A 17,210-nucleotide genomic window follows, 5' to 3' on the forward strand; every position below is an offset into this window, starting at 1 on the left:
ATAAACAGTATATGATGATCAATAAAACATTTCCACATAATTCGCTGAAAAAAGGTCTGTTTTTTTTAACGCTTATATTGGCGGGAACTGGGGTTGACGCACAGCAAGCGCAACCTGAACGCGGACAGATCCCTCCACATCCTCCAAGATTACCCGAAGAGGTTATTCCGGCATTTCCTGGAGCTTGGGGCGGGGGGATGTTTACGACAGGAGGCCGCGGAGGAAAAGTAATCGCAGTGACGAATCTCAACGATAGCGGCGAGGGTAGCTTACGTGCTGCTTTAGAAGCAAAGGGACCGCGTATTGTTGTTTTTCGCGTCGCCGGTACGATCAAAGTGGATGGAGACCTAAATATTGATCATCCCGATATTACCATTGCAGGGCAATCTGCACCCGGTGACGGAATTTGTGTTGCCGGAACCTTAAACATCAATACACACAATGTTATTGTTCGGCATCTACGGGTACGTCGAGGCGTTCCGGTTGGAGGACAGGGCGATGACAACATCGGCGGAAATCCACATCATCATATTATCATTGACCATTGTTCAACGAGTTGGGGGATGGACGAAAATATTTCCTTATACCGACACATGCGCCCGTCGGCAGACGGAACCACGCAGATTAAAGATCCCGCGGAGCATATTACTATTCAATGGACGATTTCCAGCGAGGCACTAGATGCTAAAGGACATGCTTTTGGAGCGACCTGGGGAGGGACACCGTCTACATTTCATCATAATCTCTTTGCGAGCAACACGGCGCGAAACCCATCTATTGGTATGTCGGGCGCGTTTGATTTTCGATATAATGTGCTTTTCAACTGGCGTCATCGGACGATAGACGGTGGCGATGAGACGTCGATGATAAATATCATCAATAACTATTTCAAGCCGGGTCCGGCGACGAATGATAATATGCGTGGCATCATAGCGCGTATTGAACAACGTAGTATGTACTCACCTGGCAATGCATGGGCAGCAGGTGATTGGTATCCGAAAGAGGTAAACCGTCCAGGAAAATGGTACGTGGCCGGTAATGTCATGCACGACAATGAAGAGGTTACCCAAAACAATTGGGCGGGTATGCGCATGAAAGAAACAAAAGGATCGATTATTCCCAATGATAGCGAAGGAGAAAAGTACGCGCGGGTGTACACGCCATTTGAGGGGTGGCCGGTGGCACCACATCAAACGGCGGAAAATGCTTTCGAAGCCGTATTGGCGAAAGCAGGAGCCACCCTGCCGAAAAGAGATGTGGTTGATGCTCGCGTAGTGGAAACGGTGCGGACAGGAAAACCGACAACTGCAACAGGTATTATCAAGTCCATTGATGAAGTGGGCGGTTACCCGGAGTTAACTTACGACCCCGCGGAAGTGCTTGTTGACACCGATGGCGACGGTATGCCGGATGAATGGGAAATAAAATATGGTTTGGATCCAAACGACCCTTCGGATGGTGCTAAGGACGCCGACGGCGATGGATATACCAATGTGGAGGAGTATCTGAACGGAACAAATCCAAAAGAGAAAATCGATTACCGGAATCTTGGTAACAACGTGGATACCATAAGTTAGCACACAATTGTCCTAACACAAACGCTCGTCTGCCGCAAGTAGACGAGCGTTTGTGTTACTTCACGATTCTTCCGTCCGTCGACAAAATGATACAATAGCTAGAGAAAATACTATAAACATGACTACGGCCTTTTCGCTATGTTTGTATAAACGATAAGTAAGCTTACACACAAAATATTCAGGTTATGGTCGAGATGTCTAACTGATTTATTTAAAGCGTTGTAGATCTTTTTTAAACGGTATTTAAGTTGAATAATAAACATACATTTTGTACATGGATTCCGAGTAAATTATTGCTGGGATTCGCGTTGTTTTTTGTCGGCTGTTTTGTAGGATATGCCCAAGATGCCACTAAACCTTTAGTCTGGAAGGAAGGAAAATTAGTCTACCAGCCAGACTCACTGGGCAACCGCATCCCTGATTTTTCGCATGCAGGCTATGCGGGTGGTAACACAGCTATTCCCGAGGTACCAGTGAAAATGGTTGTGCCAATACAAGAGGGCGACGCTACGGCACGTATACAAGCTGCGATTGATTATGTGTCGCAATTACCTGTGGATGAGAAAGGGTTACGTGGAGCGGTGCTGTTGCAATCGGGAGAATACCGTCTATCGGGTTCTTTGAAGCTGCATACTTCCGGTGTCGTGTTGAGAGGTTCCGGTTTTACAGAAAACGGCACCTTATTGATAGGTGAAGGCACCACCAGAGAAACGTTAATCCGCATAGCAGGGAAGCCTGATGTCGTCCGTGAAAAGAAACAACAGGTTCGGGATGCTTATGTTCCTGTAAACGCGCGGACGTTCCATGTGGATAATGCAGGCGATTTGCGTACGGGCGACCGCATCATGATTACCCGTCCGTCAACAGACGCATGGATTAAGACGCTGAAAGCGGAAGAGTTTGGAGGCGGGATGTCGTTCTTGGGTTGGAAACCAGGGTACTGGAATACGACTTGGGATCGGACAGTCGTTCGCATCGAAGGAGACTTAGTTGAGGTAGATGTTCCCCTTACGATCGCTTTAGACGAACGTTATGGTGGTGCTATGGTGGAGAAATATACTTGGAACGGCCGGATTGAGCAGGTCGGTATTGAAAATATACTGCTGGAGTCGACTTTTAACACGTCGAATCCAAAAGACGAAGACCATCGATGGATGGCTATTACGGTTGAAAATGCGACGAATGTATGGGTTAGACGCATGCAGTTCCGCTACTTTGCTGGATCAGCCGTGTACGCAAAAGAAACTTCGAGTAAGCTGACCGTCGAAGATTGTATATCGAGAGATCCCGTTTCAGAAATCGGCGGACAGCGAAGATATACCTTCTATACCCGAGGCCAACAGACGTTGTTCCAGCGACTGTATTCGGAAAAAGGTTACCATGATTTTGCCGTAGGTTTTGTAGCTGCCGGTCCGAATGCTTTTGTACAATGTCAGGCGGTAGAACCGTACAGTTTTAGTGGTGCGATAGATAGCTGGGCTTCTGGCGTATTATTTGATATTGTGGATATCGATGCACAAGCGCTGCGTTATGGCAACCGCGGACAGGATGGAAAAGGTGCCGGTTGGACAGCAGCGAATAGTGTGTTTTGGCAATCTACGGCAGCACTGATTGAAAGTGTGCAGCCGCCAACTGCACAGAACTGGGGATTCGGTCTCTGGGCGCAGTTTCAGGGGGACGCCTATTGGGCGGAATCAAATAGCCATATTAACCCGCGGAGCTTGTATTATGCGCAACTGCAAGAGCGAGTAGGAGAGTCCGCTAAAGAAAGGACGGTGCTGTTGCCCGTGACCACCGAAGCTTCCAGCAGTCCATCAATTGAAGTTGCCATGGAGTTAACGGAAATTGCCCGGGAACCGGCGGCGCTGTTAACGGATCTAATCGCCGGAGCAAACGATCGTGAATCTTTAAATGTCTCTACAGCAGGCGTAAAGATCTTAACAAACAAAGACGTGCCAAAAGAGAAGGCCGTCGTGAAAACAGCCGATATGACAATCAGGAATGGCTGGTTGGTACGTGGTGACGAGGTGCTCGTGGGGCTTAAACACGATATTCAATGGTGGAATGGCAACATCCGTCCACGTGGACTAGAAGCTGCCAAACCGCATATTACCCGCTATGTTCCCGGAGAGACCGGAACCGGTCTGACGGATGATCTCCAAGAAGTGGTAGATAGCATGTTGGTGAACCATGTCTTGAGTATAGATCATAACTATGGTTTATGGTATGATCGCCGTCGGGACGACCATCAGCGGATACGCCGGATGGATGGCGAAGTATGGCCGCCGTTCTATGAATTGCCTTTTGCCCGAAGTGGGCAGGGACTGGCGTATGATGGTTTGTCGAAATATGATTTAACAAAATACAATCCTTTCTATTGGAGTCGCCTTAAACAATTCGCAGATTTGGCAGAGCAAAATGGACTGGTACTGCTGCACCAGAACTACTTTCAGCACAATATTTTGGAGGCAGGGGCGCATTACACGGATTCCCCTTGGCGGACGGCGAATAATATCAATAACGTAGGTTTCCCGGAACCGGTACCGTATGCAGGTGATAAGCGGATTTTTATGGCGGAACAATTTTATGATGTTACGCATCCCGTACGGCGCGAACTTCATCGAGCCTATATTCGCCAATGTTTAGAGAACTTCAAAGACAATACGGGCGTTATTCAGTTGATCAGCGCCGAATATACGGGTCCGTTGCATTTTGTAGAGTTTTGGCTCGATGTGGTCAAGGAATGGAAAGCGGAAACAGGCTATGATCCGGTTATTGCACTCTCTACAACGAAGGATGTGCAGGATGCGATCCTTGCCGACCCGATACGTTCGAAAGAGGTACAAGTCATTGATATCCGTTACTGGTATTATCGGAAAGATGGAACGGCTTATGCCCCGGAAGGAGGCAAGAATTTGGCGCCGCGTCAACATGCACGGAAAATGAAGGGTGGTGGTACCTCGGACGAACAAATTTATCAGGCGGTCTCCGAATACCGAAATAAATTTCCGGATAAAGCCGTGACTTATCACAGTGCGAGTTATCCCGAATATGCTTGGACTGTGTTTATGGCGGGAGGTTCCATGGCAAACGTTCCTCGGATAGCGCACCCCGAATTTTACAAAGAAGCTTCTGCTATGCAAGCAAAAGTTCAGCAAGGCGTATGGACATTGCAGGGAAATGGTGCGGCTATCTTTTATAACCCAGATAAAAAGCCATTGCAAGTGGATTTGACGAAATGGAAGGGAACTTATAATGTGTACCATATCCATCCGAAAACCGGTGCTATCCTGGCTACAGAGAAAATCAGGACAAAGCAGGACGTAACAATCAAGAATTTTAAAAATGCCCCAGAGATTATCTGGATAACCAAGAAATAATATGAACGTTATTCGTAAGAACCTATTACCATTTGTGTTTGCAGGAGCCTTATTTTCTTCCTGTACTTCGACTTCTGATCAAGAAGCATCGTCAACCGGAATGTCTGCGTTGAAAGTATCGGAAAACGGAAGGTATTTATCCACCGATGATGGGGAACCCTTCTTTTGGCTTGGCGATACGGGTTGGCTGTTATTTAACAAATTGAACAGGGATGAGGCGGAACAGTATTTGGAAGATAGAAAGCAAAAAGGATTCAATGTGGTGCAGGCGATGGTTTTGCATACCGTACCGTCGGTTAATGTGTACGGCGACTCGTCTATGGTGAATAAAGATATTTCGCGTCCGCTAGTGACAGAGGGTAATAATCCTGAAATAGCGGAAGAGTACGATTATTGGGATCATATTGATTATATTATTGACCGAGCAGCGGAAAAAGGGATTTATATGGCTCTGGTGCCTGTATGGGGATCGCCGGTAAAGGATGGTAAAGTTTCGGTCGAACAAACGAAGAAATATGCGACTTTCTTAGCAGAACGTTGGAAAGATAGGCCGAATATTATTTGGTTGAACGGTGGAGATATTCCAGGATCCGACTCTACCGCTGTTTGGCTGGAGATGGGAAAAACTATTAAGGCCATCGATTCAAACCATTTGATGACCTATCACCCACGGGGTAGAACGGCCTCTTCGGATTGGTTCCACAATGAACCTTGGTTGGATTTTAATATGGTGCAATCTGGGCACAGACGTTACGACCAGGATACTTCCAGCAATGAAAAGAAACATTATGGCGAGGACAACTGGAAGTTTATGGAGGTGGACTGGGCGCTGAACCCCGTGAAACCTACGATTGACGGAGAGCCTTCCTACGAGGGTATCCCACAGGGGCTGCATGATACAAAGGAACCCGTTTGGCAAGACCATGATGTACGCCGTTACGGTTATTGGTCCGTGTTTGCCGGTGCTTTCGGGTATACCTATGGACAAAACTCGGTGATGCAAATGCACGCCGCAACAGACACCACCACAGCGTACGGATCAACCACGCTATGGACAGAGGCCATGGATGCACCGGGGGCCGGACAAATGCAATTCCTGAAGAAACTTATGTTGTCTAGAGATGGTTATTTTGATCGTGTCCCCGATCAGAGTCTCTTGGCCGAAAATGGTGAAAAATATAACCGCTTATTGGCTACACGAACAGACCATTATGCATTTATCTATAATTATAATGGTAGAGAAATGAAAATCAACATGGGGAAAATCAATGGTGATAAAGTGAAGGCTTCTTGGTTCGACCCCCGTACGGGCGAATCAATCGTGATAGGAGAAGTAGAAAATACAGGTGTACAGACTTTTAAGCCAGAAGGAGGAGAGAAAGATGGAAATGATTGGGTGTTGGTTTTAGATAGTTTATAGGAGCATGAAAGGTAAAATAAAGGCTTTAGTTGTTGTGTTAATAGCATCCCTTTTGGCATCTTGCCAGAGGGATGTCTATATGTACACTTCTTTTCGTGAACCCGCCGATGGCGGATTACAGTATTTGTACAGTGAAGATGGCTATTCCTGGACGGCGATTGATGGGATTTTCCTGAAGCCCGAACTAGGCGAACAAAAGATCATGCGGGATCCTTCGATGGTACGTGGTAAAGATGGGGTGTATCATTTGGTATGGACCATCGGTTGGCAAGGTAATGAAGGCATTGGGTATGCTTCTTCGAAAGATCTGATCCATTGGGAAAACAAAAAGATTGTACCCGTTATGGCGCATGAGGAGACAACGGTCAATATATGGGCCCCGGAGTTGTTCTATGATGAGGATGAAGATCGCTTTATTATTATATGGGCATCGACTATCCCTGAGCGCTTCCCGAAAGGGGAAGAGGAAGAACGAAACAACCATCGGATGTATTACACGACTACGAAGGATTTTGAAACGTTTACGGAGACGAAGTTATTCGCAGACCCAGGATTCAGCATTATCGATGCGGTCATTGTAAAGAAAGATAAGAACGATTATGTATTAGTCTTAAAAGACAATACGCGTCCGAACCGAAACTTGAAAGTTGCTTTTGCGGATAATCCATTGGGGCCGTATGAGCAGGTGTCTGAGCCCTATACAGGCTTTAAAACAGAGGGACCCTCGGTGGTTAAACTTGACGATGAATGGCTCATTTATTTTGATTCTTACGGCACTATGAGCTACGAAGCCGTGTCAACCACAGATTTTAAGACGTTTAAGAACGCCAATCATAAGATTTCGGTGCCGAAAGGACATAAACACGGAACGATTTTCAAAGCATCCAAAAAAGATTTGGAAGGATTGTTAAAGGAGCAAAAATAATAGTTGTTTTGCTGTCACTTTGGTAAGCGGCAGTGTGACGAGAGGAGCAAAAAAAGAAAAGTAAAAAGATGAGATCAACAATATTAGGTATAGCCTTGTTATGTACCGCGCACTATGTGACAGCACAAGACACGATGACCTACGTGGGAAAAACTCTGTCCAACGTAGATTATCATCACGGACAGTTGAAGCCTGCTGTGGGAACCCATAACATACAAACGTTTCGGGCAAACAGAGCCTATCCTGAGCGTGCAGGGGGATTAAACTTTACCTATAATCATCAACCTTTTCTAGCGTATTGGAACAATACGTATTACCTACAATTTTTGAGCAATCCGATAGGCGAACACGTGGCGGAGGGTAAAACCTCTCTTCAGACATCCAAAGATGGTTATACTTGGTCAGATCCGATAGAGCTGTTTCCGCCTTATCTGGTACCGGAAGGGTTTACAAAACCAGAACGTACGGACAAAGCTGGGAAAGACCTGTACGCGATTATGCACCAACGTATGGGTTTCTATACCGCGTCTAACGGTAAGTTGCTGACCATCGGTTACTATGGTGTAGCGCTCGATGCAAAAGATGATCCCAACGATGGTAACGGTATTGGGCGTGTCGTCCGGGAAATAAAAAAAGATGGCTCTTTCGGTCCGATTTATTTTATCCGCTTTAATGCGTCATTTGACCAGAAGTTAGCGGAATTTCCATTTTATACCAAAAGTAAAGACAAGGCATTTGTGGCAGCCTGTAAGGAGTTGATAGATAAACCACTGCAAATGCAACAATGGGTCGAAGAAGCTGATCGTGACGATCCATTAGTGCCTTTCAAACGTCCGTTAAAAGCATTTGCTTATTATACACTCGATAATGGCGATGTGGTCGGTATGTGGAAACACGCCCTAACATCGGTCAGTAAAGATAAAGGCAAAACATGGGTGTACGATCCACTACGCGCACCGGGTTTTGTGAACAGTAACGCGAAAATATGGGGTCAACGTACAGCTGACAACCGTTTTGCCACTGTTTACAACCCGTCGGAGTTTCGTTGGCCTTTAGCGCTATCGACAAGTAATGATGGCCTAACTTATACAGATCTACTGTTAATCAATGGCGAGATTACGACCATGCGCTATGGGGGTAACTATAAATCGTACGGACCCCAATATCCAAGAGGGATACAGCAGGGTAATGGTGTACCGCCGGACAATAATATGTGGGTGACATACAGTATGAATAAGGAAGATATGTGGATCTCGAAGGTGCCTGTTCCAGTTACGGCGACTGTGACGGGTAATGTAAACGATGACTTCTCCCAAAATGCCGTAGAAATATTCAATCAATGGAATATATACAGCCCGTTATGGGCGCCGGTTCAGCTGGAAAATAATACCTTGGTACTAAAAGATAAGGATCCTTTTGATTATGCAAAGGCTGACCGGGTGATTGCATCTTCAAAGAAAGCAAAAATAGCCTTTACCGTTACGCCGAAACAGACGGATCACGGTAAGCTAGAGATTGAGTTGGTCAATGATTTGGGACAGGCAGCTGCCCGTATGGTGTTTGATGCGGAAGGACATATTTTGAATAAAGCGGGATACCGTATGGCATCCGTACAATCTTACGAAGCTGGAAAAGCCTATCATATTGTGCTAACTGTAGATGTACATACGCGCTCCTATCAGATCAACATCAACGGAACAGATAAAGGAACACGTTTGTTTTTCCAGCCAGTCAGTGAGATCAGCCGGGTGACATTCCGCACCGGAGAGGTACGTCGGTACCCGAACGCGGATACCCCAACAGATCAGGATTTTGATGTGAAGAACGCGGATGAGATGGACGAGGAAGCAGCATACGCTATTTCATCGTTCCAGGCAGAGAAATTGAATTAATGATTAACCAAAAATTTGACATGAAGCGTAGTTATAGATGCGTATGGATGATGTGCTTGTGGTTTGTAGGATTCTCGTTTACGTATGCCCAAACCACAGAAATAAAATATTTATCTGGAAAAGGTAAGGACGACGGCGTGCTGTGGGATTTCTTCGTAACCGAAGGTATGAATTCGGGGAAATGGTCCAAAATACCGGTTCCTTCTAATTGGGAATTGCACGGGTTTGGTAAATATAACTACGGATTTAATAAAGAAGAAAATAAGGGTAAAGAAAAAGGTCTGTATAAATATACGTTTACGGTAGACAAGGCCTGGAAAGGACAGATGGTAAACCTGGTGTTTGAAGGAGTCATGACCGATGCCGAGGTGAAAGTAAACGGAAAGTCTGCCGGAGAAATCCATCAAGGTTCTTTTTATGTTTTTAAATACGACATTTCGAAGTTGCTCAATTATAAGGGCGACAATCTATTGGAAGTCTCGGTAGCTAAGCATTCGGTCAATAAATCGGTGAATGCGGCGGAACGGGAAGCCGACTACTGGATATTTGGTGGTATCTTTCGCCCCGTTTATCTGGAAGCCTTGCCACAAAGTCATATTCACCGTGTATCGATTGATGCTAAAGCAGACGGTCATTTTCGTAGCATCGTGCAGAAAAGAGGCGGAGCGGATGAAATTCAGGTGCAGATCAAGGATGCTAACGGGCAACCATATGGTGATGTTCTTTCGGCCCGTTTTCAGGACGACCAGACCGAGGTGAAGGGACAGTTTTCTAATCCGGCGTTATGGTCATCGGAATTTCCGCATCTATATCAAGCGCAGATCACACTGCTAAAGAACGGGAAAAAGGTACACGAAAAAACACAGAAATTTGGCTTTCGAACGGTGGAGGTTAAAGAGCGTGACGGTGTTTACATCAATGGTGTAAAAATAAAATTCAAGGGCGTTAATAGGCATTCTTTTCATCCCGAATCCGGACGTACGACGAGCAAGGAGATCAGTATTCACGATGTGAAACTGATAAAAGAGATGAATATGAACGCTGTTCGGATGGCGCATTACCCACCGGATAACCATTTTCTGGAAGTATGCGATTCACTGGGCTTGTACGTGATGAATGAGCTTGGCGGCTGGCATGGCTACTATGATACCCCGACGGGTACAAAGCTCCTGAAGGAAATGATGGTGGTATCGGAAAACCACCCTTCGATTATTTTCTGGGCAAACGGAAATGAAGGGGGACATAATCCCGAGCTCGACAGTATATTTTTTGCTTACGATATCCAAAAACGCCCATTGATCTATCCTTGGGCGGTGTATGGTGGTTTCGAAACAACGCACTACCGGGAATATAATTATGGCATCGGTACGTATGACCACGGCCATAATATTGTGATGCCGACGGAATTCTTGCATGGTATGTGGGATGGCGGGCATGGTGCTGGTATTGAAGATTACTGGACAGCGATGTGGGCTAATCCGCTGTCGGCAGGTGGATTCCTTTGGGATTTTCAAGATCAAGGATTGGTGCGTACGGACAAGGACAATATCATAGATACCGACGGAAACCATGGTGCGGATGGTATTGTGGGGCCTTATTATGAAAAGGAAGGGAGCTTCTATACCATTAAAGAGGTATGGAGCCCGATATTCTTCGAAAGAAGGGAAATGACGGCGGGCTTTGATGGTGCGTTTAATATCGAAAATCGATATTCGTTTACCAATACAGATCAGTGTTCGTTCAGTTATGAACTTAAAAAATTGGGAGCGTATGGGGAGAATAAAGGAAGCCATACTGGAACAATTGCTGCACCTCGTATAGCGCCTTATCACCGTGGTGTTTTGAAAGTAGATTTTCCAGCGGACTGGCAAGACTATGATGTCTTATATATCACGGCTAAAGATGTCAACGACCTGGAGATTTTTACGTGGAGCTTCCCGATAAGCCGTCCGAATCAAATTGCAGAAAATCTGAAGGAGACAACAGGCACTGCCGTCCAAGTCAACGAAACGGTTTCGCAGTATGTCGTTACGGCAAACGGCATTACCGTGCGTATTAATAGAGAAAGCGGATTATTGGAAGAGGTAAAAAATGCAAAAGGTATTATTCCGTTTCATAATGGTCCTACCGTACAGGAAGCGGTGACAAATTTCAAGAACTTCACGCTTAAGCAGGAAGACGACAAAGTGGTGATCGCTTCTACATTTGACAGAAAAGAAAGCTATAATACGCTGACCTGGGAGATATACCCTTCCGGGCAAGTAAAGATGCATGTGCAATATTTCCCCGAAGCGTACTTTACGAAGTATGTGGGTGTCAATTTTTCCTTCCCGGAAGAGAAGATAAAAGGAGTAGAGTATATGGGAAGGGGACCATACCGCGTATGGAAGAACCGCATGAAAGGAAATCAGTTTGGCGTGTGGAAGAAAGATTATAACGATGCCGCAACGGGTGAAATACCGTTTGAGTATCCCGAATTTAAAGGATACCATAGCAATATGTACTGGACGAAGTTCATCACCGACGAACAGTCTTTCTTGGTGTTTACCGATCGGGAAGATGTATTTCTGCGTCTGTTTACACCGAAAGAACAAAAGGATACTGACTGGAAAAACATGGAGCCGACCTTTCCAAATGGAGATATCTCTTTTATGAATGGTATTTCGGCTATCGGTACGAAAACCCAAAAGCCGGAAACAACCGGGCCAATGGGGATGAAACACGTGTACTATGACTTTGAGAAGGAGCCTATCCGTGCCTTGCATATGGTGCTGTATTTTGATTTTTCAGGGCAGTAGCCGTAAAAGATAATGTGTATGAGAAGTATAACGAAAACAATAGATTTAATTTGGTGCATTGACGGGGTTCTCATTTCCGCATTTTCTCATGTACGTCTTTTTTTGTCGTTTCTCTTTTTGTGTATAAGCTTATCAGCTTTTGCACAGCCCAGCGTAGATGCGCTGCGGTGTGAGTTGCTAAGTAATCCCCTGGGAATTGATAAAACAAGTCCACGACTGAGCTGGCAGATACAATCAACAGAGCGGAATGTGATGCAGACCGCTTATCATATCCTCGTTGCGTCGTCACCCGAGAAACTCGCTCAAAATAGCGGAGATCTTTGGGATTCGGGTAAAAGGATATCTGACAACTCGATTGCGGTATTCTACGATGGGAAAGCTTTAGAAAGTGATACGGAAGTTTATTGGAAAGTAAAAATATACACCAATAAGGGGGAATCAGATTGGTCCGCTCCTGCCTCTTGGCGGGTCGGGTTGCTGTATTACAAGGATTGGAACCGCCGTTGGATCGGCTTTGACGGATACTTTGACAGCGACGATAAAGAAGCCGGTTATCTTAGTGCTCGCTATTTCCGGAAGGAAATGTCGTTTTCCAAAGAAATAAAACAGGCTACGGCCTATATCATGGGGCTGGGTTTGTACGAACTGTACATCGATGGTCGGAAAGTGGGCGATCAGGTATTGGCGCCAGGATTAACAGATTATACCAAAAACGTTAAATACAACGTATTTGATGTCACGAAGTTGTTGAACGGCAGCCAGCATGCGTTTGGCGTGATATTGGGTAACGGACGCTATTATGCCGTGCGGCAGGAAAAGCCCTATAAGGTTAAGCATTTCGGGTTCCCCAAGATGCAGATGCAGATCCGTATTACCTATACGGATGGCAGCACGCAGACCATCCATACAGACGACACCTGGAAAGGCACAACGGATGGGCCTATTATATCCAACAATGAATACGATGGTGAGGTGTATGATGCGCGTAAGGAACTGAACGGTTGGGCAAGGATTGGTTACGACGATGCGACATGGATGAATGCTACGTATGTGCAAGAGCCCGGAGGGAATTACGACGCACAGATCAATAGCAATATGAAGGTGATGCAAGATCTCCAGCCCGTTTCTGTTACTGCTAGCGGGAATGGTAAATATATCATCGATTACGGACAAAATTTTACGGGATGGGTCAAGATGCGTGTACAGGGAAAAAGCGGTACGGAAGTAATACTGCGCTTTGCAGAATCCTTGAATGCGGACGGTAGTCTTTTTCGTGACAACCTCCGTGCGGCTAGGGCAACGGATACCTATATTTTGAAAGGCGGCACAACAGAGGAATGGGAGCCCCGTTTTACCTACCATGGTTTTCGGTATGTGGAGGTGGAAGGATATCCGGGGGATGCCGTAGCTGACAACTTTGTCGGTCGGCTGGTATACGATGACATGGAAACTATTGGCTCATTTAACTCCTCGAACGTGTTATTGAATCAGATACATCGTAATGCTTGGTGGGGAATTGCTTCCAACTATAAAAGTATTCCGGTCGACTGCCCGCAGCGAAATGAACGCCAAGCTTGGTTGGGTGATCGCCCCGTGAGTGCGTATGGTGAGACCTTCCTGTTTGATAATACCAACTTTTACATCAAATGGTTGGAAGATATTCGTTTGTCACAGAAAGAGGATGGTGCTATACCGGATGTAGCACCGGCTTTTTGGCGATATTATAGTGATAATATGACTTGGCCGGGGACCTATTTGATGGTAGCAGATATGTTGTATCAGCAGACGGGAGATGTTCGGATACTACAAGATCATTATCCGGCGATGAAGCGGTGGATGCATTATATGCGCGCCCGTTATATGGACGACGAGGGTATTATCACTAAAGATAGTTATGGCGATTGGTGTGCTCCACCGGCAACCATAGAAGAGGGGCGGGGGAAGAGCGCGGATAAGAAATATCCCAACCCACTCTTATCTACGGCATACTACTATCATTTGTTGAATATGATGGCACGCTTTTCCGAACATACCGGAAATGAGCAGGATCGTGCAGGGTTTGAAAAAGCTGCGGCTAAAATGAAAAAGGACTTCAACAAACGCTTCTACCACACGGATGGCTACTACGGTAATAATACGATGACCGAGAACATCTTGGCCATGTACTTTGGTTTGGTGGAGGAAGAACACAAGACGAAGTTAGGGGATAGGATCGTCACGATTATCGAAAAGGAAAATGGCGGACATTTAAGCACCGGTGTTGTCGGAACGCAGTGGGTAATGCGCACACTGACCGATATGGGACGTGCCGATCTTGCCTATAAGCTGGCCACCAATACGAGCTATCCTTCATGGGGCTATATGATAGAAAACGGAGCAACGACCATTTGGGAATTGTGGAATGGCGATACAGCCCATCCGAGGATGAATTCGCAAAACCACGTCATGATGTTAGGCGATTTGTTGGTCTGGTATTATGAGAACTTAGCGGGTATCAAATCGAAAGAAAATGCTTTCCAGACGATCGTGATGAAGCTGGAACAAATCAAAGACCTGAACGCGGTAAATGCAAGCTACCGGAGTTTATACGGTGCTATTTCTTCCTCGTGGAAACGAAAGAACGAGCGATTTGAATGGAATATAACGATTCCGGCGAATACCAGGGCACAGGTGTATATCCCGGCGAAAGAGCTGCGGACGATTACCGAAAGCGGGAAATCGGTTACAGCAAATGGGGATATACAGATTATTCAAGAGCAAAACGGACTGGTGTTATTGGAAATCGGATCCGGCAACTATCAGTTTTTATCTAAATTTTAGCATGTAATGAAGCAGATAAGCACATATACAACAACGACAAAGCGATGTTTGTCGGATTACTTCCTCACTTCGTTCATCGCAATGACGTGTTTTTTTGCTTTTTTCTTCGCGCCCCTAAACGAAGCGGTGGCACAGGAAAAAAACGCCTTGTATAAATGGAGAAAAGGCATTGTAAAAGACGAGTTTATCTATGATACAGCCGCTTTTCCTTCCTGTCACTCCGCGAGTATCGTGGAGACGACAGCAGGCAACTTGGTATATACTTTTTTTGGCGGGACGCGGGAGCGTAATCCGGATGTGGAGATCTATATCTGCCGCTATGAAAACGGAACGTGGACCGCACCGATGTCTGTCGCCGATGGCGTGCAGGAAGACGGCAGTAGATTGCCAACCTGGAATCCGGTACTCTACCAAATTCCTGATGGCGACTTGTTATTGTTCTATAAAGTTGGTCCAAAACCGTCGGAATGGTGGGGTTTGTTGAAACGTTCGACAGATGGCGGAAAAACTTGGTCGGCCGCAGAAAAGCTTCTTGATGGATTCCTTGGACCGATAAAGAATAAGCCCGTTTTATTAAGTAATGGCAATTTAATTTGCCCCACAAGCACCGAGGGGAATGGTTGGAATATTCATTTTGAAATCACAGCTGACTTTGGGAAAACTTGGCGAAAAGTGGGGCCGATTGCTACAGGAGAAGATAATCTCCAAGCAATTCAGCCTAGTATTTTAGATCATGGGAACGGTAAATTACAGATTTTAGCGAGAAGCCGTAATTGGGCTTTGATAGAATCATGGTCTTACGATAATGGGGAAACGTGGACACCGTTGAACAAAACGACGCTGCCCAATAACAACTCTGGTACGGATGCCGTCACGATGGAAAATGGAATGCATGTGCTGGTATACAATCACGTATTGCCGGGCCCTGAAAATCCAAAAGGACCGCGTACACCACTGAATGTCGCGGTTTCTAAAGACGGTAAAAAATGGGATGCCGTTTTGATTTTGGAGGATTCTCCGATCAGTCAATATTCCTACCCGGCCGTTATACAGACGAAGGATGGCTTATTGCATTTCGCTTATACATGGCGGCGACAAAAGATGAAGCATGTGGTGGTAAATCCGAAGAAATTAAAGAGAAGAGCAATCAAAGACGGCGTCTGGCCAAGTGTCAAGGGCTACGAGCTGCCTACTTTAGAAACGTACAAAGCAGAAGAAGAATAAATAGATTATCGAAATAAAAATATGTCAATAGATCGGATATTAAAGGTTAGCTTTCCGGGGGCGTTGGTTTTTGGAAATGGTGTGCTGAAGCAGCTGGCCGAAGATGTGGTGGCGCAGGGATATAAAGCGGTCGTTATCATGACAATCAAGCCACTGTTGGGTTCGTTAGCGGATTTGATGGTAGCATTGGAAAGAAATAATATAGCGTTACTGATCGATACCAGTATTGAACAGGAGCCTTCCTTTTCAGATGTGAAACAAGTGTTGGAACAACTTTCAGCGTTTCCTGCAGATGCAATCATCGGCATCGGTGGTGGCAGTGTATTGGACGTGGCAAAAGTGGTAGCTGCACAGCTAGATAATACGCAATCTCTGGAAGATATTGTCGGAAACGGGATGTTAAAGGGAAGAAATAAGGCGCTTATTTGTGTGCCGACCACCTCGGGAACGGGAAGTGAGATGTCTCCAAATGCGATTTTGGTAGATGATGAAAATCAGAAAAAAGGTATCATCAGTCCTTTTTTGGTTCCGGATAAAGTCTATATAGACCCTTTGCTTACGATTGGTGTGCCGCCTGCTGTTACAGCTGCTACCGGCTTGGATGCGTTGACACACTGTTTGGAAGCATACACCAATAAATTCTCGCAATCTTTTATCGATATGTATGCTTACGAGGGTATGCGGCTGATAGCAGCAAACTTGGAAGAAGCGGTTCATAATGGAACAAATGAGGAGGCGCGGTATCATGTAGCGATGGGAAGTATGCTGGGCGGATGCTGCTTGGGGCCGGTTAATACCGCGGCAGTACATGCGCTATCGTATCCGTTGGGAAGTATGTTTCACTTGGCACATGGACTTTCCAATGCATTGCTATTACCCTATGTGATGGAGTATAACTATGTGGCTTCTCCAAAGAAGTATGCCGAAGTGGCGATTGCTTTAGGATGTGACCGCTTAACCACGGATGAAGAGACAGCTCTTGCCGGTATTGCAAAAATAAGAACACTGATCAGCGCTTGCGGTATCCCAGCTCGTTTACGCGATGTGGAAATACCTAGAGAGGCTATTCCTCAAATGGCGGAGGATGCCATGAAGATTACACGGTTGTTGGTAAACAACCCGCGGGAAATTACCCTGCACGATGCCATATCAATATTTAATGCTGCCTATTAAA

General features: G+C 45.8%; 9 protein-coding genes. All 9 read left to right on the top strand.

The genetic code is table 11. From position 1 onward, the window contains the following. Positions 1 to 11 precede the first annotated feature (11 nt). The 9 genes from H8B06_RS10330 (at position 12) to H8B06_RS10370 (ending at position 17,209) form a co-directional block, all read left to right on the top strand. Positions 12 to 1,577: a pectate lyase family protein gene (locus H8B06_RS10330; RefSeq protein WP_190994194.1), complete on the top strand. Its 1,566-nt coding sequence runs from the start codon at positions 12 to 14 to the stop codon at positions 1,575 to 1,577. A gap of 248 nt (positions 1,578 to 1,825) precedes the next feature. Beyond that, positions 1,826 to 4,957, top strand: coding sequence for a DUF6298 domain-containing protein (locus H8B06_RS10335; protein WP_223857606.1), 3,132 nt, complete (start codon positions 1,826 to 1,828; stop codon positions 4,955 to 4,957). 1 nt (position 4,958) lies between these two features. Next, entirely contained in the window at positions 4,959 to 6,377 is a 1,419-nt protein-coding gene (locus H8B06_RS10340) for a glycoside hydrolase family 140 protein (RefSeq protein WP_190994195.1), read from the top strand. Positions 6,378 to 6,381: 4 nt separating this feature from the next. Beyond that, the gene (locus tag H8B06_RS10345; protein ID WP_190994196.1) at positions 6,382 to 7,302 is read left to right on the top strand and encodes a glycoside hydrolase family 43 protein; all 921 of its coding nucleotides are present in this window, start codon (positions 6,382 to 6,384) and stop codon (positions 7,300 to 7,302) included. 68 nt (positions 7,303 to 7,370) lie between these two features. Beyond that, positions 7,371 to 9,194 (top strand): sialidase family protein, encoded by a 1,824-nt coding sequence (locus tag H8B06_RS10350; protein ID WP_190994197.1) that lies wholly within the window; start codon positions 7,371 to 7,373, stop codon positions 9,192 to 9,194. 20 nt (positions 9,195 to 9,214) lie between these two features. Beyond that, complete coding sequence (locus H8B06_RS10355; protein WP_223857607.1) at positions 9,215 to 11,992, top strand: glycoside hydrolase family 2 TIM barrel-domain containing protein; 2,778 nt, start codon at positions 9,215 to 9,217, stop codon at positions 11,990 to 11,992. Positions 11,993 to 12,010: 18 nt separating this feature from the next. Continuing rightward, positions 12,011 to 14,812 carry an alpha-L-rhamnosidase gene (locus tag H8B06_RS10360; protein WP_190994198.1) on the top strand — a complete coding sequence of 934 codons (2,802 nt, stop codon included), beginning with the start codon at positions 12,011 to 12,013 and terminating at the stop codon, positions 14,810 to 14,812. A 6-nt stretch (positions 14,813 to 14,818) separates the two neighbouring features. Next, a complete protein-coding gene (locus H8B06_RS10365) occupies positions 14,819 to 16,036 on the top strand; it encodes a sialidase family protein (protein WP_223857608.1) in 1,218 nt (405 codons plus the stop codon). 21 nt (positions 16,037 to 16,057) lie between these two features. Next, positions 16,058 to 17,209 carry an iron-containing alcohol dehydrogenase gene (locus H8B06_RS10370; protein WP_190994199.1) on the top strand — a complete coding sequence of 384 codons (1,152 nt, stop codon included), beginning with the start codon at positions 16,058 to 16,060 and terminating at the stop codon, positions 17,207 to 17,209. The last annotated feature ends 1 nt before the right edge of the window (position 17,210 follow it).

This window comes from Sphingobacterium micropteri, assembly GCF_014692515.1.
GTDB lineage: Bacteria > Bacteroidota > Bacteroidia > Sphingobacteriales > Sphingobacteriaceae > Sphingobacterium > Sphingobacterium micropteri.

Bases quoted from the DNA above. Each gene is read 5' to 3' on its own strand.
- H8B06_RS10330 (WP_190994194.1), top strand. From the start codon at position 12: ATGATGATCAATAAAACATTTCCACATAATTCGCTGAAAAAAGGTCTG.
- H8B06_RS10340 (WP_190994195.1), top strand. From the start codon at position 4,959: ATGAACGTTATTCGTAAGAACCTATTACCATTTGTGTTTGCAGGAGCC.
- H8B06_RS10345 (WP_190994196.1), top strand. From the start codon at position 6,382: ATGAAAGGTAAAATAAAGGCTTTAGTTGTTGTGTTAATAGCATCCCTT.
- H8B06_RS10350 (WP_190994197.1), top strand. From the start codon at position 7,371: ATGAGATCAACAATATTAGGTATAGCCTTGTTATGTACCGCGCACTAT.
- H8B06_RS10355 (WP_223857607.1), top strand. From the start codon at position 9,215: ATGAAGCGTAGTTATAGATGCGTATGGATGATGTGCTTGTGGTTTGTA.
- H8B06_RS10360 (WP_190994198.1), top strand. From the start codon at position 12,011: ATGAGAAGTATAACGAAAACAATAGATTTAATTTGGTGCATTGACGGG.
- H8B06_RS10365 (WP_223857608.1), top strand. From the start codon at position 14,819: ATGAAGCAGATAAGCACATATACAACAACGACAAAGCGATGTTTGTCG.
- H8B06_RS10370 (WP_190994199.1), top strand. From the start codon at position 16,058: ATGTCAATAGATCGGATATTAAAGGTTAGCTTTCCGGGGGCGTTGGTT.